This window comes from Janthinobacterium sp. EB271-G4-3-2, assembly GCF_020858035.1.
GTDB classification, from domain to species: Bacteria; Pseudomonadota; Gammaproteobacteria; order Burkholderiales; family Burkholderiaceae_D; genus Janthinobacterium; species Janthinobacterium aestuarii.
This window is the reverse complement of sequence record NZ_JACYMG010000012.1, coordinates 153895-177291: the sequence shown is the minus strand read 5'-3', so window position 1 is coordinate 177291 and position 23397 is coordinate 153895. Positions and strand designations below refer to the sequence as shown.

20 protein-coding genes are annotated in these 23397 nt (G+C 63.2%); 10 read left to right on the top strand and 10 right to left on the bottom strand.

The annotated features are described in order from the left end of the window. Window positions 1-10: 10 nt before the first annotated feature. Window positions 11-556, top strand: a complete 546-nt coding sequence (locus tag IGS55_RS22705) for a DinB family protein (protein WP_230519369.1) — start codon at window positions 11-13, stop codon at window positions 554-556. On the opposite strand, the gene IGS55_RS22700 is transcribed toward IGS55_RS22705, so the two are convergent. Both IGS55_RS22700 and IGS55_RS22695 read right to left on the bottom strand, forming a co-directional pair. After that, window positions 521-1711, bottom strand: coding sequence for an MFS transporter (locus tag IGS55_RS22700; RefSeq protein ID WP_230519368.1), 1191 nt, complete (start codon window positions 1709-1711; stop codon window positions 521-523). The genes IGS55_RS22705 and IGS55_RS22700 overlap by 36 nt on opposite strands. Next, window positions 1708-2886 carry a serine hydrolase domain-containing protein gene (locus IGS55_RS22695; protein ID WP_230519394.1) on the bottom strand — a complete coding sequence of 393 codons (1179 nt, stop codon included), beginning with the start codon at window positions 2884-2886 and terminating at the stop codon, window positions 1708-1710. Before IGS55_RS22695 ends, IGS55_RS22700 begins: the two co-directional genes overlap by 4 nt. Window positions 2887-3003: 117 nt before the next feature. On the opposite strand from IGS55_RS22695, the gene IGS55_RS22690 reads away from it, so the two are divergent. From IGS55_RS22690 to IGS55_RS22680, 3 genes are all read left to right on the top strand, one after another. Then, window positions 3004-3894, top strand: a complete 891-nt coding sequence (locus tag IGS55_RS22690) for a LysR substrate-binding domain-containing protein (protein WP_230519367.1) — start codon at window positions 3004-3006, stop codon at window positions 3892-3894. A 207-nt stretch (window positions 3895-4101) separates the two neighbouring features. Continuing rightward, window positions 4102-5808 (top strand): methyl-accepting chemotaxis protein, encoded by a 1707-nt coding sequence (locus IGS55_RS22685; protein WP_230519366.1) that lies wholly within the window; start codon window positions 4102-4104, stop codon window positions 5806-5808. A gap of 187 nt (window positions 5809-5995) precedes the next feature. Further along, a complete protein-coding gene (locus IGS55_RS22680) occupies window positions 5996-9334 on the top strand; it encodes a DEAD/DEAH box helicase (RefSeq protein WP_230519365.1) in 3339 nt (1112 codons plus the stop codon). 28 nt (window positions 9335-9362) lie between these two features. On the opposite strand, the gene IGS55_RS22675 is transcribed toward IGS55_RS22680, so the two are convergent. The 3 genes from IGS55_RS22675 to IGS55_RS22665 form a co-directional block, all read right to left on the bottom strand. Next, window positions 9363-10322, bottom strand: coding sequence for an IS110 family transposase (locus tag IGS55_RS22675; RefSeq protein ID WP_230537285.1), 960 nt, complete (start codon window positions 10320-10322; stop codon window positions 9363-9365). Between the two features lie 316 nt (window positions 10323-10638). Beyond that, on the bottom strand, window positions 10639-12057 hold the full coding sequence (locus IGS55_RS22670; RefSeq protein WP_230519467.1) for a heavy metal sensor histidine kinase: 1419 nt from the start codon (window positions 12055-12057) through the stop codon (window positions 10639-10641). Then, window positions 12054-12764, bottom strand: coding sequence for a heavy metal response regulator transcription factor (locus IGS55_RS22665; RefSeq protein WP_230519468.1), 711 nt, complete (start codon window positions 12762-12764; stop codon window positions 12054-12056). Before IGS55_RS22665 ends, IGS55_RS22670 begins: the two co-directional genes overlap by 4 nt. Before the next feature lie 138 nt (window positions 12765-12902). Here IGS55_RS22665 and IGS55_RS22660 point away from each other — a divergent pair, with 138 nt between their 5' ends. Then, window positions 12903-13397 (top strand): GlcG/HbpS family heme-binding protein, encoded by a 495-nt coding sequence (locus tag IGS55_RS22660; protein WP_230519469.1) that lies wholly within the window; start codon window positions 12903-12905, stop codon window positions 13395-13397. A 16-nt stretch (window positions 13398-13413) separates the two neighbouring features. Further along, the gene (gene uraH / locus IGS55_RS22655) at window positions 13414-13824 is read left to right on the top strand and encodes a hydroxyisourate hydrolase (protein ID WP_230519470.1); all 411 of its coding nucleotides are present in this window, start codon (window positions 13414-13416) and stop codon (window positions 13822-13824) included. On the opposite strand, the gene IGS55_RS22650 is transcribed toward uraH, so the two are convergent. Continuing rightward, a complete protein-coding gene (locus IGS55_RS22650) occupies window positions 13821-14525 on the bottom strand; it encodes a glutathione binding-like protein (protein ID WP_139091987.1) in 705 nt (234 codons plus the stop codon). The genes uraH and IGS55_RS22650 overlap by 4 nt on opposite strands. A gap of 178 nt (window positions 14526-14703) precedes the next feature. Here IGS55_RS22650 and IGS55_RS22645 point away from each other — a divergent pair, with 178 nt between their 5' ends. Then, window positions 14704-15129, top strand: a complete 426-nt coding sequence (locus IGS55_RS22645; protein WP_100428518.1) for a hypothetical protein — start codon at window positions 14704-14706, stop codon at window positions 15127-15129. A 1-nt stretch (window position 15130) separates the two neighbouring features. Here IGS55_RS22645 and IGS55_RS22640 read toward each other — a convergent pair whose 3' ends face one another. Next, on the bottom strand, window positions 15131-16777 hold the full coding sequence (locus IGS55_RS22640) for a methyl-accepting chemotaxis protein (RefSeq protein ID WP_230519471.1): 1647 nt from the start codon (window positions 16775-16777) through the stop codon (window positions 15131-15133). Between the two features lie 312 nt (window positions 16778-17089). On the opposite strand from IGS55_RS22640, the gene IGS55_RS22635 reads away from it, so the two are divergent. Next, complete coding sequence (locus tag IGS55_RS22635; RefSeq protein WP_152255945.1) at window positions 17090-17455, top strand: hypothetical protein; 366 nt, start codon at window positions 17090-17092, stop codon at window positions 17453-17455. Here the strand turns inward: IGS55_RS22635 and IGS55_RS22630 are convergent. Next, window positions 17449-17871 carry a hypothetical protein gene (locus IGS55_RS22630; RefSeq protein WP_230519472.1) on the bottom strand — a complete coding sequence of 141 codons (423 nt, stop codon included), beginning with the start codon at window positions 17869-17871 and terminating at the stop codon, window positions 17449-17451. The genes IGS55_RS22635 and IGS55_RS22630 overlap by 7 nt on opposite strands. Before the next feature lie 170 nt (window positions 17872-18041). Here IGS55_RS22630 and IGS55_RS22625 point away from each other — a divergent pair, with 170 nt between their 5' ends. Then, entirely contained in the window at window positions 18042-18884 is an 843-nt protein-coding gene (locus tag IGS55_RS22625) for an AraC family transcriptional regulator (protein WP_230519473.1), read from the top strand. A 46-nt stretch (window positions 18885-18930) separates the two neighbouring features. Here IGS55_RS22625 and folE read toward each other — a convergent pair whose 3' ends face one another. Next, on the bottom strand, window positions 18931-19497 hold the full coding sequence (gene folE / locus IGS55_RS22620; protein ID WP_034754386.1) for a GTP cyclohydrolase I FolE: 567 nt from the start codon (window positions 19495-19497) through the stop codon (window positions 18931-18933). A gap of 76 nt (window positions 19498-19573) precedes the next feature. Further along, window positions 19574-20407: an NAD(+) diphosphatase gene (gene nudC / locus IGS55_RS22615; RefSeq protein WP_230519491.1), complete on the bottom strand. Its 834-nt coding sequence runs from the start codon at window positions 20405-20407 to the stop codon at window positions 19574-19576. 294 nt (window positions 20408-20701) lie between these two features. Between nudC and IGS55_RS22610 the strand changes: the two genes are divergently transcribed. Beyond that, window positions 20702-23035 carry a catecholate siderophore receptor Fiu gene (locus IGS55_RS22610; protein WP_230519474.1) on the top strand — a complete coding sequence of 778 codons (2334 nt, stop codon included), beginning with the start codon at window positions 20702-20704 and terminating at the stop codon, window positions 23033-23035. Window positions 23036-23397: the final 362 nt, after the last annotated feature.

Here is a 23397-nt window from a genome sequence, read left to right as displayed (position 1 = left end):
GGAGTCCAGCATGAGCCGTTGCGCCCACATTTGTCTGATGGCCGATTACAACCAGTGGATGAATGCCAAGGTCTATGCGGCGGCGGCCGGCCTGCCGCCCGGCGAGCTGGAGCGCGAGCGGGGCGCCTTTTTCGGCTCCCTGCTGGCCACCTTGAATCACGTGATGGTGGGCGACACCCTGTGGCTGCAGCGCTATGCGAAGCACCCGGCCGGTTTCCCCCTGCTCGACCCCATCCGCGCCATCACGCCGCCCGCGTCGCTCACGCACCCGCTGTTCGCGGCCGACGATTTTGCCGCCATGCACGCGCACCGGCAATGGCTGGACCGGCTCATCGTCGACTGGGCCGCCTCGATCACGGAAGCGGACCTCGACCATTTGCTCGACTACCGCAACAGCAAGGGGCCGAACCGGCGCGAGTTTTTCAGCCTGCTCATGCATTTCTTCAACCACCAGACCCATCACCGGGGCCAGGCCAGCACCCTGCTGTCGCAAGCGGGCGTGGACATCGGCGACACGGATTTACTGTTTCGCATCCCCAACCATCTTGCCGACTGACGGCGCACGGTACAGCCACGCTTTCCCGGCAATCGCCGCCAGCGCCAGTGCCCCCAACAGCGCGCCGCAAGCCAGCGCCCCCTGCATGCCGTAGTGGGCAATCGCCATGCCGCCGGCCAGCGCGCCCACCGTCACGCCCAGGTTGATGGCGGCGATATACACGCCGATGGCAAAGGCCGGCGCCTCGCGCGCTTCGCTGCTGAGCCACACTTGCGTGACGATCAGCCCGCTCGTATGCGCCGCGCCCCAGAACAGCAACAGCAACGCCATGGGCGCCCAGCCGATACCAGTGCCCGCATAGCGGTACAGCAAGCAATACGCCAGCCCCAGCAGCACGGGCTGCAGCAACACCGTGCGCAGCACGTGCGTGCCCAGCTGGCGCCCCGCGAACAGATTGCCCGCCACGCCACCGGTACCAAACACCACCAGCGCCAGCCCCGTCTGGCGCGCCGACAAGCCCGCCTGATGCTGCAGATACGCGGCCGCATACGCATACACGGCAAACATGGCGGCAAACACCAGCACGGCGGCGGCAATGGTCAGCCACAGGGCGGCTTTGCGCAGCACGGCCAGCTGGCGGCCGTAGGCCATCGGCGCTTCCTGCGGCGTGTCCGGCAGGAACAGGTATAGTCCCAGCGCCGCCAGCGCGTTGACGAGGGCGCAGGCAAGGAACGATGCCTCATAACCATATTGTGCGGCAATCCAGGTGGTCAGCGGGATGCCCAGCACCATGCCCATGCTGGTGCCCGTGAACGCATGCGCGCCGGCCCGCGCCGCATCCTGTGGCGGATACAGGGCGGCGGCGGCCACCATGGCCAGCGAGAAATACACAGGATGAAACAGGGCCGGCACGATGCGCAGCGCCAGCAGCAACCCGAAGCGGGGCGCATACGCCGACACCACGCTGCCCAGCGCGAACACGAGCAGAGAAACGATCAGCACGCGCTTGCGGCGCCAGCGCGTGGCCAGCAGCACGAGGAAGGGGCCGCCCACGGCGATCACGAGGGCGAACAGGCTCACCAATGACCCAGCCTGCGCGGCCGTCACGCCGTAGCGCTGCATGATCATCGGCAAGATGCCGACCACGCCAAACTCGATGCAGTACACGCCGAACAGGCCCAGCGCGAGGAAGACGATCGGGTGCGGGCGGGTCATGGCGTTTCCTTGGCGCCATACACTGCCTGGCACAATTCCGCCACGAACGGCCCCGCCATGCCTTCCAGTGCCGTATTCGTAAACGCCACTACGGACAATTCTTGCGCAGGGTCGACAAACCACGAATGGCCATACGTGCCGCCCATGCGCCACGTGCCCACGGACTCCGGCGTGGCGGCGGCAAGCGGGTCCGTCAACACGGTAAAGCCGAGGCCAAAGCCCCGCCCCGGCCAGAACGGCAAATCGAAAGCCCCCGTCTGGCTCGTGCCCATCTGCTGCGCCAGATCGGCTGGCAGCAGAGGCGCGCCGCCCTGGCGCAGTGTTTCCAGCAAACGCATGAAATCGGGCGCCGAGCCGACCATGCCCGCGCCGCCGGACGGATAGACGTGCGCGTCGCGGGCGCGGGCCGGAGAGAGCACAAACCCTGCCATGCCATCGAGAAACGGCAGATGGTCGTCCCCCGCATCGAGCAAGCGGCGCGGCCGGGCTTCTCCCGCGGCCCGGTCCGCATACGCGACGGCCAGGCGCGCCGCGTCGGTGCTGATAAAGCCCGTGTCGCGCATGGCCAGCGGCGCCGTCACCAGCTGTGCCACGGCATGCGCCAGCGGCAGATCAGTCACCGCTTCGATCACGGCGCCCAGCACGTCGGTGGCGATCGAATACGCCCAGCGCTCGCCCGGCGCAGTCGCCAGCGGCACCGTGGCCAGGCGGCGCAGGTTGTCCTCGAGGGAAATGCGGGACGCATCCATGCCGTCGGACACCCCGGCCTGCGCATACGCGCCGCCCGGCGGCTGGAAAAAGCCATAGTCGAGCCCAGCCGTATGCGTAAGCAAGTGGCGCACGGTGATCGCCGCCACGGCGCCGTCCGGCTGGCGCGGTGCAAAATACGGCAGCCAGCGCGCCACCAGGTCGTCCAGTCCCAGGCGGTTCTGTCCCACCAGCGCCAGCGCGGCCACCGAGACGATGGGTTTGCTGACGGACGCCAGGCGGAACAGGGCGTCTTCAATCATGGGCGTGCCCGCCTCGCGGTCCAGGTGGCCGGCCGCGCGGCGGTACACGTCCTTGCCGCGCTGGCGTACCAGCACGACGGCGCCCGCCATGCGCTGCTGCTGCAAAACGGCGTCCAGCAAGGGATCAATGCGGGCGGACAGGGCCGCGGGAGAGAAGTTGTACATCATGGCGTAGCCTTTCAAATGATCAGGCTGCCAAGGTAAGGCAGGCGCGATCAAAGAAAAACAGGCTATAGTTTCTGTCTGTGCGGACGTTGGCATCCGCAATCAATGAGGATCGACATGGATAACCTGGCGGGATTCACGGCCTTCGTGCAGGCGGCGGAAATGCGCAGTTTCGTGGCGGCGGGGCGGGTGCTCGGGATTTCCGCCTCGGCCGTGGGCAAAAGCATCGCGCGGTTGGAAGAGCGGCTCGGCGTGCGCTTGTTTCACCGCAGCACGCGCAGCATCGCGCTCACCAGCGAGGGTACCGTGTTCCTGGAACGCTGCCGGCGCATCCTCGGCGAGATCGAAGCTGCCGAACTGGAGTTATCGAACAGCAAGAGCGCGCCGCAAGGCCGGCTGCGCGTCAGCTTGCCGCAAGTTGGCAGCCTGCTCAATCCCGTGCTGGCCGCGTTCGCGCGCGCCTATCCGCTGGTGGAGCTCGATCTCGACTTCAGCGACCGCCGGGTCGACGTGATCGAGGAAGGCTACGACGCCGTCGTGCGCGCGGGAGAGAGCGCCGACAGCCGTTTGATGAGCCGCCAGCTGGGCCAGTTCCAGCTGCAACTGGTGGCCGCGTCCGATTATTTGATCCAGCACGGCACGCCGCTGCTGCCGGCCGATCTGGCGCAGCACACTTGCCTGCTGTACAAATTTCCCAGCAGCGGCAAGGTCGAGGCGTGGCCCCTGCCCGAATGGCCCGCCCTGCACGCGGCCGGCTTGCCGGCCCTGCTCCACTGCAACAATGTGGAGACCCTGCTGCACTTTGCCGAAAGCGGCCTGGGCATCGCCGCCCTGCCCGACTTTGCCGTGCGCGCGGCGCTGGCCGCAGGCCGCTTGCAGAGCTTGCTAGAAGGCCACCGCCAGCACGACGGCGCCTTTCGCATCCTGTGGCCCAGCAGCCGCCACCTGACACCGAAACTGCGCGCCTTCATCGATTTCCTCGCCACCCGCGTATTTCCGGAAAACTGAGCCGCATCCAGCGCCGCGCTCGTTGTTTCCACACGACAACTTAGTTAAGTTGCTACCAGTTTTTCAGCTTTTCACGGACTTGATACAAGTTTTTGTATTGCAGTGCGGAATTTTGAGGAACAATTACAGGCTGGCCGCCGCTACGTATAAACCCGTAGCCCCGGTCTGTCCGATGTTTTCCCTCACTTCCGCAACACGAAAGCAATCATGTCACTCACACAATTCAAAATCGGCACCCGGCTCGGGATCGGGTTTGCTGTCGTCCTCGGCCTGCTGGTCGCCGTCTTGCTCGTCGGCTTGTATTCCATGGGACAACTGAGCGCGCGCACGCACGACATCGTGGCCGACAAGAACGTCAAAATGGCGGCCGCCAATACCATGAGCGACAACGTGCGCAACATTACCCTGGCGATCACGAGCATTGTGGTGGCGCCGACGGAAGCGCTGGTGCAGGCGGAACTGGCAAAAATTGGCGAAGCGCGCAAGAAATACGGCGCCGCCAAGGAAACCTTGCAAAAGAAAATCTCGACGGACAAGGAAACGGCCTTGATGGCCGAGCTGGACGCGGCCCTGAAATCGGGCGCACCGCTGAACAACAAGGTCATCGAGCTGCGCAATGCGGGCCAGACGGAAGAAGCGATCGCTTTCCTGACGCAGCAGGCGGCGCCGAGCCTGAAACGCGTGCTGGGCGCGCTCGACAGCCTGGTCGCGTATGAAGGCGAGCAGGCGGCGCAAGCGGCAACGGAAGCCGAAACGCTGAGCAACAGCGCGCGCGCCTCCATGATTACCTTGGGCAGCCTGGCCGTGCTGCTGGGCGCTTTTGTTGCGTGGATCATCACGCGCTCGATCACCCAGCCCATCAATACGGCCGTCAGCGTAGCCGAAACCGTGGCCTCGGGCGACTTGTCATCGCACATCGTCGTCAATTCCACCGATGAAACGGGCCGCCTGCTGGGCGCCTTGAAAGCCATGAACACCAGCCTGCTGGGCGTGGTGGCGCAAGTGCGCAACGGCACGGATGCGATCTCCACGGCATCGAGCGAAATTGCCGCCGGCAACCTCGACTTGTCCTCACGCACGGAAGAACAAGCCAGCTCGCTGGAAGAAACGGCGTCGGCCATGGAAGAGCTGACCTCGACCGTGAAGCAGAACGCGGACAATGCGCGCCAGGCGAACCAGCTGGCGAAAAGCGCGTCGGAAGTAGCCGTGCGCGGCGGCAGCATCGTTTCGCAAGTGGTCGACACCATGGGCACGATCAACGCCTCGTCGCGCAAGATCGTCGACATCATCGGCGTCATCGACGGCATCGCTTTCCAGACCAACATCCTGGCCTTGAACGCGGCCGTCGAAGCGGCGCGCGCGGGTGAACAAGGACGCGGTTTTGCCGTCGTGGCGTCGGAAGTGCGCAATCTGGCCCAACGATCGGCTGGCGCAGCGAAGGAAATCAAGGAATTGATCGCCGCCTCCGTCGCCAACGTGGACACGGGTTCGCGCCTCGTCAATGAAGCAGGCCAGACCATGGGCGACATCGTCGACAGCATCGTCCGCGTGACCGACATCATGGGCGAAATCACGTCCGCCACGCACGAGCAGACCATCGGCATCGAACAGATCAACATGGCCATTGCCCAGATGGATGAAGTAACGCAGCAAAACGCGGCCCTCGTGGAAGAAGCGGCGGCCGCCTCGCAAAGCATGCAGGACCAGGCGGGCGAACTGGCGCATGTGGTCGGCTTCTTTAAAACCGGCAACCATGTCGCCAGCGCAGCCAAGCTGGCGCCTGTACGCACGGCACCGGCAGCGCACGCCATCGCACGCCCCGCGGCCAAGCCAGCGCCAGTGCGCAAGGCCGTCGCGGCCGCGCCGGCACGCCGCAGCAATGCGGCGGCAGAGAGCGAATGGGAAGAGTTTTAATGCACGAGTTTTAACCCTCAGCAACATCGCAACGGGGGAAGGCCAGGCAGGAAGTTGCTGCCTGGCTTTTTTTCGTCTGCCAATACCACTTTTTTTGCCGTAAAGCCCGCGCAATAGACAAAAGTGCAAAACGTGCGCCGCGCATACGCTTTACAATCCTCGCTCGCTTTACAAAATATTGGTCATCATGAATCAGGCAGAACAGCAGCGCCTCCTGGCTATCCTGGAGTATTGGCACAAGATCGAATTCTTTATCCCGTTTGACCTGAATCAAATCACGGACGTTGAAGACCAGTCCACCGTGCGTCTCCTGCACCGCGAACAGCTGGCGCAATTGCCGCCGCAGTTCGCCACACAATGGCAAGTAGCGTCCGACCGCGAGATCGACGGCTTCTCATTGTTCCTTGGCGTGTTCGACAAGGCTGAAATCAACAAGGCTTGTCCGCCAGCCACGGGCCCGGAAAACATTACCGAAACAGAAAAAACAGAGTTGCTGGGACGCTCGTGCTTTGCCCGCCTGAACCTCAATGCGCTGGGCGAGCCGCAGTTCGACCCCGTGTCCGTGTCGACCTTGCCATGGGCGCTCGGCCGCGCACGCACGCCGGACTGGTCAGGCCTGAGCCTGGACGCCTTCAGCGACAGCCAGCTGGCGCTGCAAGACAGCCTGCGCAACTTCGCGGCAAGCCGCACGCCACAGCAAGTGACGGACGAGGCCGGCAATGTCTCGTCTCCCCTGTCCGGCATGGAAATCGCGGCCCTGGCCGACCTGCTGCGCGACTGGGCCGGTTTCCACCCGTCCGCCGGCCAGCCGCTGGCCGTGCTGGAATTGCGCACGCGCAAGAAACGCGCAACGGCGACGGAAACCGATGCGCTTGACTCCAGCCAGAACCGCAGCCTGGACTTTGGCGACGCGGCGGAGCCATCGATCGATATCCTCAACAGTTTTTACCTCGATGACCTGGAACAGATCATTCGCGCCTTGCGTGGCGGCAAGTTGCCGGCGACGGTCGCCGCCTACCTGACGCCGCTGGCACAGGATGAGCGCATCGACCTGTACAGCCCGGCAGGACGCCAGGCGCTGGCCGCCATGCTCAATCCCGGCAATATGAACCGGGGACACTGGCTGGAAGACGCCAGCTACGCCATGAGCCTGATGCAGCAGTTCGCCATCCACGGCGCGCGCACGGGCTTGCACGAACGGGGCATCTTTTCCGTCAATGGCCCGCCGGGCACGGGCAAGACAACCTTGTTGCGCGAACTGTTCGCCGACAACATCGTGCGCCGCGCCAGCGTGCTGTCCTGCCTGGACCGCGCGGGCGACGCCTTCATCGGCAAGGTGGCCGTGGCCTTCGAAGGCGTGCGCGACCCGATTACCATCGCCCGCTTGCGTCCGGAACTGACGGGCTTTGAAATGGTCGTCGCCTCGTCGAATAACGCGGCGGTGGAAAACATTTCCGGCGACCTGCCAAAACCGAAGCAGCTGGGCAAGGAATGGGCGCGCACGCGCTACTTTGAAAGCGTGGCGCGCCGGGTCGTGGCCGACGGCAATGGCGCCAACCGCGCCCTGGGCGAAGCGGAAGCGCCATGGGGCTTGATGTCCTGCGCGCTGGGCAATAGCGCGAACCGGCGCCGCTTCGTCAGCAATTTCTATGACGACGACCGGGACAAGACCACGGCGCGCAAGACGCCGAATGCGCAGAATATCCGCCAGTGGCTGGCCAGCCACCAGGGTGTGAGCTTCGCGCAGGCGGCGCGCGAATTCCGCGAGACGGAACACGTGGTGGAAAAGGCGCTGGCCGAGCACGCCCAGTACGCGGCCCTGTGGCAAGCCGTGGGCACGTGCTCGGAAGCCGACTTCATCCACAGCAGCCAGCAAGCGCTGATCGCTGCCGAGCAAGAGATGGACGCGGCGCATGGCGCCCTGTCCGATGCGCTGGCGCAGCAGGACACCCTGCTCGCCAGCAAGAAGGAGTTGCTGGAAGAGGAACGCCTGGTGGCGCTGACGCAGCCCGGTTTCTTTGCCCGCTTGTTCCGCACGGCACCGGCACGCGCCTACAAGGATGCCGTCGTGGCCAACGCCGAAGCGCAGCGCCAGGCCGCGCGCGACGTCTCCGCCATCAAGCTGCTGCTGAAGGGCGAGCTGGAGCCGCGCTGCGAGCGTGCCCGCAACAGCCTGCACATCGCCCTGCGCACGGCGCAATCGCGCCAGCGCGAATGGGATGACAGCACGGAACTGCTGCGCCGCGCGCGCATGCGCTTCCCCACCATCGCCGCGCCGGCCACCCTGGACGAGCTCGATGGCGACGCCTTGCAAATTGGCGGCCTGTGGCATGAACCGGCCCTGGCGCGCCTGCGCTCGCGCCTGTTCGCCAAGGCCCTGGCCCTGCACGAGGCATGGCTGGCGGAAGTGGCAAAAAAAGGTGGCCCCGGCTTTGGCGGCAACTTGCTGGCCGTGTCCAAATTGCTGAAAAACAAGCGCGCCTACGACCAGTCGCACATCGCCATGGTCTGGCACAGCCTGTTCATGGTGGTGCCCGTCGTGTCGACGACGTTTGCCTCGTTCGCGCGCCAGTTCCAGGGCATGGGTCCCGAATCGCTGGGCTGGCTGTTCATCGACGAGGCGGGCCAGGCCGTGCCGCAAGCGGCGCTGGGCAGCCTGTGGCGCGCCAAGCGCGCCGTCGTCGTGGGCGATCCGCTGCAGATCGAGCCCGTGTTCACGGTGCCGGGCCGCCTCGTGCAAACCCTGTCCGCCCTGTCGCCGCACACGCAGGATGGCAGTTATGCGCCGACAAGCGTGTCCGTACAGACATTGGCGGACAAGGCCAACCGCTATGGCGCCGTCGTCGGCGCCGGCAGCGCACAGCCCTTGTGGATAGGCAGCCCCTTGCGCGTACACCGCCGTTGCGTCGAACCGATGTTCTCGCTGGCCAACAGCATCGCCTACGAAGACAAGATGGTCTATGGCTTGAGCGAGCGCACACCGCCGGCCGGCGCGCGGGGACTCACGAAAGGCCCCAGCCGCTGGATCGACGCCATCGGCGCCGTCAGCTACAAGCAGGTCGTGCCCGTGCAGCTCGATTTTGTGCTGGAAGTGCTGCTGAAACTGTACCGCCGCGACGGCAAGCTGCCCGACATGTATGTGATCACGCCGTTCAAGGCCGTGCGCAACGAATTGCGTTCGCGCATCGTCGACATGGACTGGGACCGCCGCCTCGGCTACGGCAAGGCGCCGACGGCGCGCGAATTGCGCCAGTGGAGCAGCCAGATGGTGGGCACCGTGCATACCTTCCAGGGCAAGGAGCAAAGCGTGGTGATGCTGGTCCTCGGCGCCGACGACAGCACGGTGGGCGCCGCGCAGTGGGCGGCGGCCACGCCGAACTTGCTCAACGTCGCCCTGACGCGCGCGCAGCATTATGTGTACATCGTCGGCAACCCGCTGCTGTGGGGCCAATTGCCGCATTTCGCGCCCGCGTGCGCGCAATTGCCGCATACGGGCATGCATGAGTTCTTGGTGGAGATGGGCTAATTGGCAGGCGTAGATACTGTTATCCCCGTCAAGCGGCGTGCAAGGCCGGATCAAATATTTTTCCCGACCTGAGCACGCCGAATGCCACGTGCACCAGCTTGCGCATCATGGCGCCGATGATCAGCTTGGGCGCCTTGCCTGCGTCACGCAGGCGCTGACCGAAGCGCCGGCCCCAGGGCGTCTTATGCACCGCCACCATGGCCGGCATGTACAGTGCCTTGCGCAGGAAGCCATGGCCGACCTTCGACATGCGTGGCTTGCCACGCACGCTGGAACCCGACTCGTGCTGGCGCGGATCGAGGCCCGCAAACGCCACCGCCTGCTTGGCGCTGTCGAAGCGCCCCGGATTGGCGTAGTAGGACAGCAGCACGGGAATCGTGCGCTCGCCCAGGCCAGGAATGCTATCGAGCAGCTCGCGCTTGCCGCGTAAATCCGGGTCGTCATCGATATGGCGGCGGATCGCCAGGATCAGCGCCTTGATCTCGGCGTCGAGCCAGGCAATATGATCCTCGATCCCCTGGCGTACCGCCTCGCGCGCCACCTCAAGCCGGTTGCTTTCCTGCTGGCGCATGGCTTGCAATGCATCCAGGCGCAGCACCAGCGCGCGCAGCGATTGCTCTGCAGGCGATGGCGCCAGCCAGGGCTCCGGCTGGCGTTCATGGGCGAAGTCGGCGATCAGTTGTGCGTCGACCTTGTCGGTCTTGGTGCGCACCAGGCGCGAAGCGCCGAAGGCCTTGATCTGGGCCGGATTGATGACACTGACCACCATGCCAAGTCCGGCGAGATATTCGGCAACCCCTTCCCAATAGGTGCCCGTCGCTTCCATGCACACCCTGGGGCTGCCGGCAGCGTGCTTCAGCAGCCATGCGTGGAGCGCGGTGAATCCTTGGTGGTTGTTCTCGACAACCTTGTTACGATGCTTGCCGTTGGGCAGGCGCAGCGCGCAGTCGAGCTTGGCCTTGGCAACGTCGATTCCTAAATTAAACATGCTGTGGTCCTCTTGCGATCTACCTTGCAAATACGGGCTAACCGGCATGCCGGTGCCAAAGATACTGTCCGATCTTGACATGGAGGATGGGTAACTGGAGCGAGATCTACGGCGCTGGCTCGGGGCCTAAGGGCGGATACGGCATCCAGTTACCCGGTCTTGATATGCCTACCAAGATTTTGACAGCGGTCGATACCGTTCGCAATACCACGAACGGCATGAGGGGAATAATACAAGGTCGGATTAGCGCGGCAACGCCGCGCGTAATCCGACATCTGCGCTACCGCCAACCCTACGTCGGATTACGGCCCTTGGCCTAATCCGACCTACGCTGCTGGAACGGGAACATCAGGGTAAACGTCGTGGCGGCCGCGTCGGACGCGACCGTCGCGCTGCCGCCATGCAACTGCATGATGGCTGCGACGATGGCCAACCCTAATCCTGTCGAAGCGGCCGAGTCGCTGCGGGCCGGGTCGGCGCGGTAGAAGCGCTCGAACAGGTGCGGCAAGTGGCGCGCGGGGATGGCGGGGCCGAGGTTGCTCACGCTCAATTCCACACCTGCGTTCGTCGCATGCGAACGCAGCAGTATCGTGCTGCCCGGCGCCGCGTGGCGGATGGCGTTCGACAGCAAATTGCCCAGCGCGCGGCGCAGCAGTTGCGGCTCGGCCGTCACATTGCCGCTGCCGTGGCAAGCCAGCGCCAGCTCGCGCTCTTCGGCCAAGCCTTCAAAGAAATCGGCCAGGCGCAAGAATTCGTCCTGCACGGGTAGGACGTGCTTGACGAGCACCATTTCATCCTGCTGCGCGCGCGCCAGAAACAGCATGCTGTCGATCATGCGCGACAGCCGTTCCAGCTCTTCCACATTCGACGACACCAGCTGTTCATACTCGTGCGCGCTGCGCGGGCGGGCCAGCATGACCTGGCTTTGTCCCAGCAGATTGGTGACGGGCGTGCGGAATTCATGCGCCAGGTCGGCGGAAAACTGCGACAGCCGCGCATAGCCTTCCTGCAGCCGCGCCAGCATGGCGTTCAGGGCGTGGATCAGCGGCAAGAGTTCCGTGGGCGCGCCGCGCGCATCGAGTTGCTGCTCCAGCTTGCCCGGCCGCACGAGGGCCGCATGGGCGGCGATATTGCGCAGCGGCCGCAGTCCCCGCAGCAGCATCAGGCTCGCCAACAGTGCCGCCACCAGCGCGCTGACGGCCACCGAGACGACGATTTGCCAACGGTAGGCGGCGAACATGGCCGTGCGGTCGCCGTAGACCCTGGCGACGGCAATATCGGCCATCTGCGCCGGGTCGCCGATGCGCGCGCTGGCTGCCACCACGCGTGCGGGATAACCGTCGCGGCTGGTCCAGCTGACGATGTCGTTGTTTGTCACGGGCGCATCGACGGCCACGGGAACAGGATGCGCCACCGCCTCGCCGTTCGGGTTGACATCGATCAAACGCGTGCCATCGGCGCGCACGATGCGCACCAGGGAATTTTCTTGCCCGCTCATGGTGTCGCGGAAATACTGGGGCCGCTCGCGGATGATGTCGAGGGTGCCCGCATTGCCCAGCAGCTGCTGGATCTGCCGCAGTTTTCCCAGCAATAAAATATCGTCGCGGCGCTCGATTTCCGCCACGAACGAGCGGTACAGATGCATGCCCAGCCCGGCCGATACGAGCGCCACGATCAGCACGAAGACGAGCGTGACGCGCAGGGTCAGCGAGCGGCGAAGTTGCGCCAGCTTCATGCGGCCGCGCCGCTGTCAGCCACTGTGGGCGCGCGCAATTCGCAGACATAGCCCATGCCCCGCAAAGTGTGGATCAGCTTGGGTTCGAACGGGTCGTCGAGCTTGCTGCGCAGGCGGCGGATGGCCGCGTCGATGACGTTGGTGTCGCTCTCGAAATTGATGTCCCACACTTGCGAGGCGATGATGGAGCGCGACAGCACCTCGCCCTGGCGCCGCGCCAATAAATGCAGCAAGCCGAATTCCTTGGCCGTCAGGGTGATGCGCTGGCCTTGCCGGCTCACCTTGCGCTTCATCACATCGATTTCCATGTCGCCGATGCGGATGACGTCGTCTTCACGCGGCGGCCCGCGCCGCAGCAAAGTGCGGATGCGCGCCACGAGTTCCGCAAACGCGAACGGTTTCACCAGATAATCATCGGCGCCCAGTTCCAGCCCCTTGACCCGGTCCTGCACTTCGTCGCGCGCCGTGAGGAAAATCACGGGCACGTCGGCGCCGCCCTCCTGCAGCCGCAGCGCGCGCAAGACTTGCCAGCCGTCCATGATGGGCAGCATGACGTCGAGCACGATGAGATCGGGTGACTCCGTACTTGCCATGTGCAAGCCGTCGCGGCCATTGCGCGCCAGGCTCACCGTAAAGCCGGACTCGGCCAGGCCACGCAGCAGATAGTCGCCCGTCTTCGGTTCGTCTTCGATGACCAGGATACGCATGGCAGCTTTCTAAGGAGAATATAAAACCATTCTACGCCGCGCGCCGGGCGCCGCGGATGATAAAAATGTCATGCGGCGATCATCTTCTCGTAGGGCAAGCCTGGCCATACTGGCGCCACCTTATCAACGGACAGCCACATGAAAACCCTGTTACTCGGCAGTACCCTGCTGTGCCTGCTGGCCGGTCCAACCCATGCCCAGCTGCGCAAGGTCGATGATCTTTCTCTGGCAATGGCCAACAAGCTGGCGAATGCCGCCATGGCCGCGTGCCAGGCGCAAGGACGGCACATCGTCGTCAGCGTGCTCGACCGTGGCGGCAATGTCGTGGCCGTGCAGCGCGCCGATGGCGTCGGGCCGCACAACACGGAGGCCAGCCGGCGCAAGGCCTACACGGCCCTGTCGACGAAAAACGATACCCAGGCGCTGGCCGTGGCCGCGCGCGGCAATCCCGACATGGCCAATTTGACGACCGTGCCGGAACTGTTGCTGCTGGGCGGCGGCCTGCCCTTGCGCGCCAAGGGCGAAGTGGTCGGCGCCATCGGCGTGGCCGGCGGCGGCGGCGCGCAGCAAGACCGCGCCTGCGCCCTGGCCGCCCTGGCCGCCATCCCTGAACTCGATTCCCCTACCCTTTAAACTGAAAGATACGACGATGAGCACACTGAAACAAATCACCGCCGCCCTGGCCTTCGCCAGCCTGTCCGGCATGGCCCTGGCCGCCGCCAATCCCTTGAGCGTGCACATTCTCGACTTGCAGAGCGGACAGCCGACGGCGGGCGTAACGGTCACCCTGGAGCAAAAGAACGGTGAAGGCTGGCAACAACTGGGCAGTGCCGTGACGAATGCGCAGGGGCGCATCGCGGCCATGTATCCGGTGGATGCGCCCATGCAGGCGGGCGACTACCGCATCGTGTTCAAGACAGGCGAGCACTATGCGCGCCTGAAACAGGAAACCTTCTTCCCGGAAATTCCCGTGCAATTCCACGTGGAAAAGACTGAGCAGCACTATCACATTCCCTTGCTGCTCAGCCCTTTCGGCTTTTCCACGTACCGGGGAAATTAAGCTTGGCCGATGGTCTTGGCCGTCTGCCCGAACAGCACGCTTTTCGCGTCGCCGCTGACGGTCGGCTGCACATTGATTTCCGCCGCCCGCGCATACGCGCGCACGGTGGCGGGACGGGCGGCAATGGCCGCGAACCAGCGCGCCAGATGCGGGAAATCTTCCAGCTTCTGGCGCTGGCGTTCGTGCGGCACGATCCACGGATAGATCGCCATGTCGGCGATGGAGTAGCTGTCGCCGGCCACGAATGCACGGTCCGCCAGGCGCTTGTTCAGCACGCCGTATAGCCGGTTCGTTTCGTTGACGTAGCGCGTGATGGCGTAGTCGATCGGTTCGGGCGCGTATTGCACGAAATGGTGATTTTGCCCCGCCATGGGGCCAAGGCCGCCCATTTGCCAGAACAGCCATTGCATGACTTCGGCGCGTCCGCGCACGTCGGCCGGCAGGAATTGCCCGCTTTTCTCGGCCAGGTATTGCAAAATCGCGCCCGACTCGAACAGCGACAGCGGCGCGCCGCCATCTTCCGGCGCCTGGTCGACGATGGCGGGGATGCGGTTATTCGGCGCGATGGCGAGAAACTCGGGCTTGAACTGCTCACCCTTGCCGATATGCACGGGAATGAGGTTGTAGGGGATGCCCGCTTCTTCCAGGAACATCGTCACTTTGTGCCCGTTGGGCGTGGTCCAGTAATACAGGTCGATCATCGTGGTCTTTCCAGGTAGATAAGTAGGGGCCGGCGAACTTGGCATAACTATTGTCGCGCCGCAACTGATATGCATGGATATAATGCCACGTAAGCGAAAAACAAGGCGGCGCAAGCACCCACTAGCGCCGTCACGCAGGCATCCCGACATTCCCGAGCACAAACAAAGAAAGCCGACCATGCGCAAACTCCTGATCGTCACGCTGTCCGTCCTGCTGTCAGGCTGTGTCCAGGACTTCGCCATCTACATGTTCGATGGGCAAGACCATTCCCTGACCGTGCGCCGCCAGCAACGTTATTTTTGGCAAGATACTGTGGAAGTGCAGCTGATGGCGACGAATCTGCCGCAATGCCAGCGCCTGCATACCCTGTCGACGGATGCGCCGGCCGACATCACGGTCGAGCTGTTCGCGGCCGGCGATGGTATCTGGAATATCCGCATGGGCAAGCAGTTGTGGCAGGCGGAAACGAATACCTGCAATGAGCTGACGGAAATGGAAAACGACCCGAAAGCCGACCTGGGCCAGCCGGTCGGGCAATTCGTGGTCGTCGATGACAAGCTGGAATTCGAACCGGCGCCGCCAGCGGCGGCACCGGCCCGGTAAATCAGCGCGCCGCCAGGCTGCGCAACGGCTTTTTCGCCACGGCGCGTGGCGCGCCAGCCGAAGTGGCCGCCAGGCGCGGCGCCGTGCCCGATTCCTGCGCCGACAGTTTGAAGCGCGCCACCAGTTGCGCCAGCACGGCCGCCTGGTCCTGCATGCTCGACGCCGCCGCCGCCGCCTCCTCCACCAGCGCCGCATTTTGTTGCGTCACGCTATCCATTTCCGTGATCGCCTGGTTGACGTGGCCGATGCCCGTGCTTTGCTCGTGCGAGGCGGCCGTGATGTCGGCCATGATGTCGGTCACGCGCGAAACGGAAGCGACCACCTGATCCATGGTTGTGCCCGCCTGTGCGACGAGCGTGCTGCCGGCCGCGATGCTGTCGACGGAAGCGCCGATCAGCTCCTTGATTTCCTTCGCGGCACCGGCCGAGCGTTGCGCCAGATTACGCACTTCCGACGCCACGACGGCAAAGCCGCGGCCCTGTTCTCCGGCGCGCGCCGCTTCCACGGCCGCGTTCAAGGCCAGGATGTTCGTCTGGAAGGCGATGCCATCGATGACGCCGATGATGTCGACGATCTTGCGCGACGAGGCGTTGATGGTGTCCATGGTGCCGATCACTTGCGCCACCACGGCGCCGCCCTGGCGCGCCACGGCGGAAGCGGACTGCGCCAGCTCATTGGCCTGCACGGCGTTGCCCGCGTTTTGCGTCACGGTCGAGGTCAATTCCTCCATCGAGGCCGCCGTTTCTTCCAGAGAACTGGCTTGCATTTCCGTGCGCGCCGACAAGTCCATATTGCCGCTGGCAATCTCGCTTGAGGCCGTGGCGATCGTCTCGGCGCTATGGCGGATTTCACTGATTGCATCGACCAGGTTGGTTTGCATGGTTTTCATCGCGTACAGCACGCTGTGGCGGTCGTTGGCATGCGTGCGCACGACGCCGCTCAAATCGTTATTCGCGATCTTTTCCGCCACGTCGGCCGCATACTCGGGATCGCCGCCCAGCGCATGGCGCAAGCTGCGGTTGATCACCACGACGACGGCGGCCAGCAGGCCGCATACCAGCACCAGCACGCCCAGCGAGGTCAGCAGTGACTGGCGGAAGGCCGCGTCGATATCGTCCATGTACACGCCCGTCACGATGGTCCAACTCCACGGCTTGTAGGCCACCACGCGGCTCATCTTCGGTTCGGGGGTCTTCTGGCCGGGACGGGGGAAATAATAGTGGACGAAGCCCTTGCCCGTTTCACTCTTGCCGACAGCCACGATGTCGCGGTACAGATAGGTGCCGTTGGCATCCTTAAAATCCGACATGTTCTTGCCATCGGTTTGCGGCGCGGCAGGATTCATCACGACGACGGCGTCGAGGTTGATGATGGACAAATAACCGGTCTCGCCGAAACGCATGCTCTTGATGACGGCCGTGGCCTGCTTTTGCGCTTCTTCCTTCGTCAAGGCGCCGCTGGCGGCCAGGTCGCCGAACATCTTGACGGCACCCAGGCCCAGGTCGGCGGCATTGCTCAGGTCGGCACTGCGTTCTTCGATGCGGATCTTGCGCACTTCCAGGGCGTTATAGACAAAAATAACGGTGATGCACAACAGACTGCAAATCAGGGGAATCCATAACTTCTGCTGGAACGTCAATTTCTTCATGCTGTGTCTCCAACTATCTATATGCGGCGAAAGGCGTGGCCCGCTTCCAGCTCGGCAGGCCAGGAATGCGGCGGCGACGGTGCTCGGACGGCACCGTTCAGACGACACCAGCATACGCTTGAAATACCGATATTTACAATGCTGGGAAGCAATGATTTTTGCCGGGTGTTGTTAATGCGTTGCGACAATTGATGAGAATTGATGCTGCATTGCAGTAAAAAAGCATGCAGATAGGGGGTGGCAAGACAGGCGGGGGGCGCGTGCCTGTGTCAAAATGCACGCCGGATATACGATGAATCACGAAAGCACAGCATGACCAAGAATGAAGCCATGAAACGCATCAACGACCGCCTGGGCAAACCCACCTTGACGGACAAGAACACGCATTTTGCCAGCGTCGCCAGCTATGGCACGGACGAAGGCTGGTGGCTGAAGATCCCCTTCCTGACCTTCAAGCAGGAATTGCATTTCATTCTCAACAATGAAAAAACGAAAAGCTTCCAGCACTTGAAAATCGGCGCCAACCAGATCCTCAGCCCCGGCATGAAATTTCGCAGCACGGGCGGCGCCGCCGACGCCTTCATGTCGGCCTCGGCGCCGAAGCGCCTGGTCGACTTGCTCGACGGCGGCAGCAAGTACAATTTCACCAAGCATCTGGTCAGCGAATACCGCTACTGATGCGCGGCCGTGCCGCCGTCGGCTGGCGGCAGCCACGCCTTGATCAAATGCTGGGCGATGTCGAGCGCGTCGTCGCGGCTGGTGCCGAAATGCAGGGGATAACCCCAGAACTTGCCGAACATCACGGCAAAGGCCTTGCCGGCCAGGCGCTTGGCGGCGCTCGGTTCGACCAGCACCATGCCCTGGATATACGCGCGGATGGCCGCCTTGTTCTGCTTCATCCAGAGTGACGCCCGCTTGCGCTCTTCCTGCGGGTGTTCATGCCCATCCTCGTCAAAGCCTTCCTCGCTGAGAATGACAAACGCCTGGCGGCGCGCCAGCAGCGCGTCAAACTGGGCAAACAGAATATCGGGCTGGGCAGGCGCTGCCTCGCGGCGCATCCAGACAAGGGGAAAAGCGGATAGATCAAGCTGCATGATGATGACTCCTTCAAGGGGTTGCCGTTCCTCCTTACCTTCATCAGAACACTGGCGGCGGCGGTTGCCGTTGAAGCGGGGCTGCGGATGCCCATACGATAGCGCTGGCGGTGCTACGCGTCATTGCATAAAATAGCCACAATATTATTCAATCCAGCCAAAGTGTTCCCATGCCCCATCCCCTCTTGCCCAGTGCGCTGACGGCCCAGTTGGGCCTGGACCCTGGCGCCTCCCTCATGGATTTCGACATCGATGGCGTGTTGCGTCCGCTGCTGGCCGTGGGCCTGGCCAGCGTGTCCGAGGAGGCGGAGCAGGCGCCGCACCAGCACCGCAAGGGGCAGTTGCTGTATGCGACGCGCGGCGTGATTCATTGCGAGGTGGACAGCGGCGTGTGGATCGTGCCGCCCCAGTGCGCCGTGTGGATACCGGGCGGCCTGATGCATTCCGCGCAGGGCGTGGGCGAGGCCCAATGTTATTGCCTGTTTGTCGAGCCGGCCATGGCGCCGGCCTTGCCGGCCGTCTGCTGTACCGTGGCCGTTTCCCCCCTGCTGCGCGAACTGATCGCCAAGGCGGCCGCTTTTCCCACCCTGGCCACGCTGCATGGCGCGCAGGAACGCCTGGTGCTCACCCTGCTCGATGAACTAGCGGCCGCGCCCGTGGAAGACTTGCACTTGCCGATGCCGCGCGATGCGCGTTTGCGCCGCCTGGCCGCCCTGCTGCTGGCGCAGCCAGCCGACAAAAAGACCCTGGCCGAGTGTGCCAGCCACATCGGCATGAGCGAGCGCAGCATGACCCGGCAGTCATTGGAGGAAATGGGCATGAGCGTGGGGCGCTGGCGCCGGCAATTGCACGTCATCCTGGCCTTGCGGCGCATGGCGCAAGGCCACAGCGTGAAGGCGGTGGCGCTGGAACTCGGTTATGAAAACACCAGCGGTTTCGTCACCATGTTCCGCAAGGCCGTGGGCAAGCCGCCGGCACGCTACCTGGCGGAACGGGAATCGGAAAGAATATGAAAAAAGGCGGCATCTGCCGCCTTCGTCACGCATCGCCGCCGAAAAATCAGCTTTCGCGTGCCAAGGCCAAAAACTCCGTGCGCAGCGCCAGGTTCGGCTGCATCTCGCCCAGCATGGCCGAGGTGATGGTTTCTTCGCCCGGCGTACGGATGCCGCGGCTTTCCATGCACAGGTGGCGGCAGCGTACGACCACGCCCACCGATTTCGGTTCCAGCACTTCCATCAGGGCATTGGCGATCTGCATCGTCATGCGTTCCTGCACTTGCAGGCGCTTGGAGAAGCAATCGACGAGGCGCGTCAATTTCGACAGGCCGACGATCTTGCCGTTGGGCACGTAGCCGATGGTGGCCTTGCCGAAAAACGGCGCCAGATGGTGTTCGCAATGACTGTAGACGGGAATCCCGCGCACGACGATCAACTCGTTGTACTGTTCCGCGCCATCTTCAAACGCTTTCAGCAAGTCCACCGGATCCTGACCATAGCCGGACGTCCAGTGCTTCCACGCCTTGGCCACGCGCGCCGGCGTTTCCAGCAAGCCGGGACGCTGCGGATCTTCACCAAAGCTGCTGATCAGCCGGCGCCAGTCGTTTTCGGAGAATTCTTCTTGAGACATGCTACACCACCCTAAAATTTTCAATTGCCGCCAGTATATAGAAAATGCGGCAGGCTGCCCGAGCAACCCCGGCTTTCTATGCCGTTGACGGACGGTGCGCGGCGACCAGCAACGCGGAAATCGACACGCTCGAACTCGCTTCCGGCCACGTATCGCCGGGACCGAACCAGCGCGCTTCGGCAATCTCGTTCTCGTCGAGGCGGATCTCGCCATCGAGGTAATCGGCTGTAAACGCGATCATCAGCGAATGGGGAAACGGCCAGGACTGGCTCATGAAGTACTGCAGCTTATGCACGCGCAAGCCCACCTCTTCCATCACCTCGCGGTGCACGGCTTCCTCGATCGATTCGCCCGCTTCCAGGAAACCGGCCAGCGGGCTGAAACGCTGCGATGGCGAGTGCTTGTGCATGGCCAGCAACACCTGCTCGCCCTTGCGGATGAGTACCATCATGGCCGGCGAAATGCGCGGGTACGCGAGCATGCCGCAAGCGGCGCACGTGAAACAGCGTTCGCCGCGCGTGCGTTGCATGGGCGTGGCGCACACGCCGCAATGGCGGTGCGTGCGCGCCCACTCGGCCAGTTGCACGGCGCGGCTGGCCAGGCCCAAGAAAGCGTCGTCGACGGCATTGAACAGCGAGCGCATGCCGTGCCAGGCCAGGCCGGCACCGACGGGCAGCTCCTCGTCGGTCCAGACCGTCTGGCAATAGCGGCCCTGCCACAAGCCCACGGGCTGTGCGCGGCTCAGGTCGATATCGAACGCGGCCGCCTCGGCGGCCGTGGGCAGGGATAACTCGGGCGTACGCAACAACAAACGCCCGCGGTGAAAGACAAACGTCAGCGTATCTGTGGCGGCCGGGGCCGGTTCGGGCGCATCGATCAGGGGGACAAAGGCATCGGGAGTCTGCAGCATGCTTGGCGGAAATTTGTAAAGGTTGCTCATCATACTCCCGCCGGCGAACGCTTGCGCGCATAGCAGCGGCCGGGCCGCAAAGCAAGCATTCATGGGCCATGACAGTGTTTTTTTTGCGGCACGCCCAATCCGTTGCGTAAATGATACTGATAACGATTCTCATTTACGAAATAGCGCCCAGTTATTACAATATGGCCTATTCCGTCTCCATCGCCAGCCACTTGCCCGCGTGCCCAAGCACTGCGGCGCAGAGCCAGCCAGGAACCACTACCCTGACCTTTTCGAAAGAGCAAGATGGCAATCAAGAGCCGCAAACACGCCCCCACCCGTTTCAACCAGCACATCGGCGCCGCCCTGGCCGTGATGCTGCTGCCCGTCGCCGCCCAGGCGGCCGACCCGGCCGGCCAAAGTGCCCCGGCATCGCAGCAAATGCTGAACGAAGTCAAGGTCATTGGTTCCAAGGAAAATGATTTCAAGGCCGAAAAAGCCTCGTCGCCGAAATACACGGAAGAGCTGGTCAATACGCCGCAAACCATCGTCGTGATCAAGAAAGAATTGATCGAGCAGCAAGGTGCGCTGACCCTGACGGACGCGCTGCGCAACACGCCAGGCGTAGGTACTTTTTTCCTCGGTGAAAACGGCAACACGAACACGGGCGACGCCGTCTACATGCGCGGTTTCGATTCGTCGGGCAGCATCTATGTCGATGGCGTGCGCGACGTGGGCTCCATCTCGCGCGACGTCTTCAACATCGAACAGATCGACGTGCTGAAGGGCCCGGCGGGCACGGACAGCGGCCGCGGTTCGCCGACCGGCTCAATCAACCTGGTCAGCAAGACGGCCACCATGGAAAACAAATTCAATTCGCTGCTGACGGCGGGCAGCGGCAAGCAGAAACGCGCCACGGCCGACTGGAACCGCGTCCTCGACAGCGACTCGGGCACGGCATTGCGCCTGAACCTGATGACGCAGGACAGCGGCAACGCGGCGCGCGATGAAGTCAAGAACAAGCGCTGGGCCTTCGCGCCCACCATCACCTTCGGTATCGGCAAGCCGACGCGCATCACGGCCAGCTACCTGCATGTAGACCAGGACAACGTGCCCGACGGCGGCGTGCCGACCATCGGCTTGCCAGGCTACTCGACACCGGACGTCCCCACGAAGGAGCAACCGGTCATCCGCACCTTCCTGAACAGCGCAGCCAAGGTCGATCCGAAGAATTTCTACGGTTCCACTGCGGACTACGACAAGATCAAGGCCGACATGGGCACCTTGCGCATCGACCATGATTTCTCGCCAACCGTGCAGATCCAGAACACCACGCGCTACGGCAAGACCAAGCAGGACTACCTGCTGACGGCCTTCATGGGCAGCATGGCCAACCTGAAGACGCCGGTCACCACCGATCCGTCGACCTGGACCCTGGCGCGCTCGCTGCGCACCGTAAAGGACCAGGAAAACACGATTCTGACCAACCAGACCGTGGTCAGCGCGCAATTCGACACGGGCGTGCTGAAGCACTCCCTGGTGGCAGGCGCCGAGTTCACCAGCGAAAAACAGACCAACTACAGCTATGTGCCCGCCACCCTGGGCACCTTGCCGGCAGCGAACCTGTACAACCCGAATCCGCGTGACACCGTCACCGGTCGTAACCCCGTGCGTAGCGGCGCCTTCACCGAAGGCGAAGTCAACACGCAAAGCCTGTATGTGTTCGACACCATCAAGTTCGGCGACAAGTGGCTGTTCAACGGCGGCGTGCGTTTCGACCATTTCAACACCACGTATGACGCCGTCGCCCTGCAAACGGCCGTGACCGCGCCCGCGGTACAGCCATTGCCAGTGGGCACGCCGATTCCGACCCATCTGACCCTGAGCGACACCTTGGTCAACGGCAAGATCTCGGCCATGTACAAGCCGACGCCGGACAGCAGCGTGTACGCCTTGCTGGCCACGTCGAAAGCGCCACCTGGCGTCAACTTCGCCCTGAGCGCCTCCGCCAACAGCGCGCAAAACCCGAACTATGACCCACAGGAAACTATCACCAAGGAAATCGGCACCAAGTGGGACTTCCTGAAGCAAAAACTGTCGCTGTCGGCCGCCGTCTACCAGACCACGGTCAAGAATGAAGTGGAACAGGATCCCGTGATCGCGACCCTTTATTACCAGACCGGCAAAAAACGCGTGCAAGGCCTGGAACTGGGCGTGGTGGGCGAGATCATGCCGAACTGGCTGGTCAGCGCCGGCTACACCCGCATGAATACCAAGGTCGAGTCGAACAAGGTATTCACGGCCAGCGGCGACAAGAACCTCACTTACACGCCAAAACAGGCGTTCACCAGCTGGACCTCGTACACCCTGCCATTCGGCCTGAAGATCGGCGGCGGCGCGCGTTACGTGGGTGAAATGCTGCGCGGCACCGACGGCGCCGTCGGCACGCCGGCACGCGTGGATGCCTACTGGGTCTTCGACGCCATGGCAACGTATCCGGTCAACAAGAACCTCGACTTGCAGCTGAATGCCTACAACCTGGCCGACAAAACCTATGTGGCGGCCATCAACAAGTCCGGCTTCCGCTACACGCCAAGCCAGCCCCGTTCGTTCAGCCTGACGGCCAATATCAAGTTCTAACGTCAAGAAAACAGGTATTGCAATATCAAGCCCCTCTTCGGAGGGGCTTTTTTATTGTCCTGATAATCTTGTCTTTTTGGCGCAGCGCCGCCCTGCCGCGACTAGCGTATGAAAAGTCATACAGCGATGGCCCGCCGCGTCCAATATTTCGCGCAAGCGTCCAAAGTTGCAACATCTAAGCAACAAAAAAGCTTCCTCAAATCAACAACTTAAGAAGTTCGGTTCCAAATTCCCATTTCAGGCATATCCTTTGCTATGTACAGGTTTTGCTGCAAATAATCGCTGGCACGCAAGGGCTTGTTTTTGAGAAATATTGACTCCAAGCTTGAGTTGCTCGCAATCAATAATCCGCTCACAGCGGC

Coding starts and splice junctions, on each gene's coding strand:
- IGS55_RS22670 (WP_230519467.1), bottom strand. CDS start 12,057: ATGAAGCTGGCGCAACTTCGCCGCTCGCTGACCCTGCGCGTCACGCTC.
- IGS55_RS22700 (WP_230519368.1), bottom strand. CDS start 1,711: ATGACCCGCCCGCACCCGATCGTCTTCCTCGCGCTGGGCCTGTTCGGC.
- IGS55_RS22630 (WP_230519472.1), bottom strand. CDS start 17,871: ATGCAGCTTGATCTATCCGCTTTTCCCCTTGTCTGGATGCGCCGCGAG.
- IGS55_RS22610 (WP_230519474.1), top strand. CDS start 20,702: ATGGCAATCAAGAGCCGCAAACACGCCCCCACCCGTTTCAACCAGCAC.
- IGS55_RS22665 (WP_230519468.1), bottom strand. CDS start 12,764: ATGCGTATCCTGGTCATCGAAGACGAACCGAAGACGGGCGACTATCTG.
- IGS55_RS22635 (WP_152255945.1), top strand. CDS start 17,090: ATGACCAAGAATGAAGCCATGAAACGCATCAACGACCGCCTGGGCAAA.
- IGS55_RS22690 (WP_230519367.1), top strand. CDS start 3,004: ATGGATAACCTGGCGGGATTCACGGCCTTCGTGCAGGCGGCGGAAATG.
- IGS55_RS22685 (WP_230519366.1), top strand. CDS start 4,102: ATGTCACTCACACAATTCAAAATCGGCACCCGGCTCGGGATCGGGTTT.
- nudC (WP_230519491.1), bottom strand. CDS start 20,407: ATGCTGCAGACTCCCGATGCCTTTGTCCCCCTGATCGATGCGCCCGAA.
- folE (WP_034754386.1), bottom strand. CDS start 19,497: ATGTCTCAAGAAGAATTCTCCGAAAACGACTGGCGCCGGCTGATCAGC.
- IGS55_RS22705 (WP_230519369.1), top strand. CDS start 11: ATGAGCCGTTGCGCCCACATTTGTCTGATGGCCGATTACAACCAGTGG.
- IGS55_RS22695 (WP_230519394.1), bottom strand. CDS start 2,886: ATGTACAACTTCTCTCCCGCGGCCCTGTCCGCCCGCATTGATCCCTTG.
- IGS55_RS22640 (WP_230519471.1), bottom strand. CDS start 16,777: ATGAAGAAATTGACGTTCCAGCAGAAGTTATGGATTCCCCTGATTTGC.
- IGS55_RS22680 (WP_230519365.1), top strand. CDS start 5,996: ATGAATCAGGCAGAACAGCAGCGCCTCCTGGCTATCCTGGAGTATTGG.
- uraH (WP_230519470.1), top strand. CDS start 13,414: ATGAGCACACTGAAACAAATCACCGCCGCCCTGGCCTTCGCCAGCCTG.
- IGS55_RS22675 (WP_230537285.1), bottom strand. CDS start 10,322: ATGTTTAATTTAGGAATCGACGTTGCCAAGGCCAAGCTCGACTGCGCG.
- IGS55_RS22660 (WP_230519469.1), top strand. CDS start 12,903: ATGAAAACCCTGTTACTCGGCAGTACCCTGCTGTGCCTGCTGGCCGGT.
- IGS55_RS22645 (WP_100428518.1), top strand. CDS start 14,704: ATGCGCAAACTCCTGATCGTCACGCTGTCCGTCCTGCTGTCAGGCTGT.
- IGS55_RS22650 (WP_139091987.1), bottom strand. CDS start 14,525: ATGATCGACCTGTATTACTGGACCACGCCCAACGGGCACAAAGTGACG.
- IGS55_RS22625 (WP_230519473.1), top strand. CDS start 18,042: ATGCCCCATCCCCTCTTGCCCAGTGCGCTGACGGCCCAGTTGGGCCTG.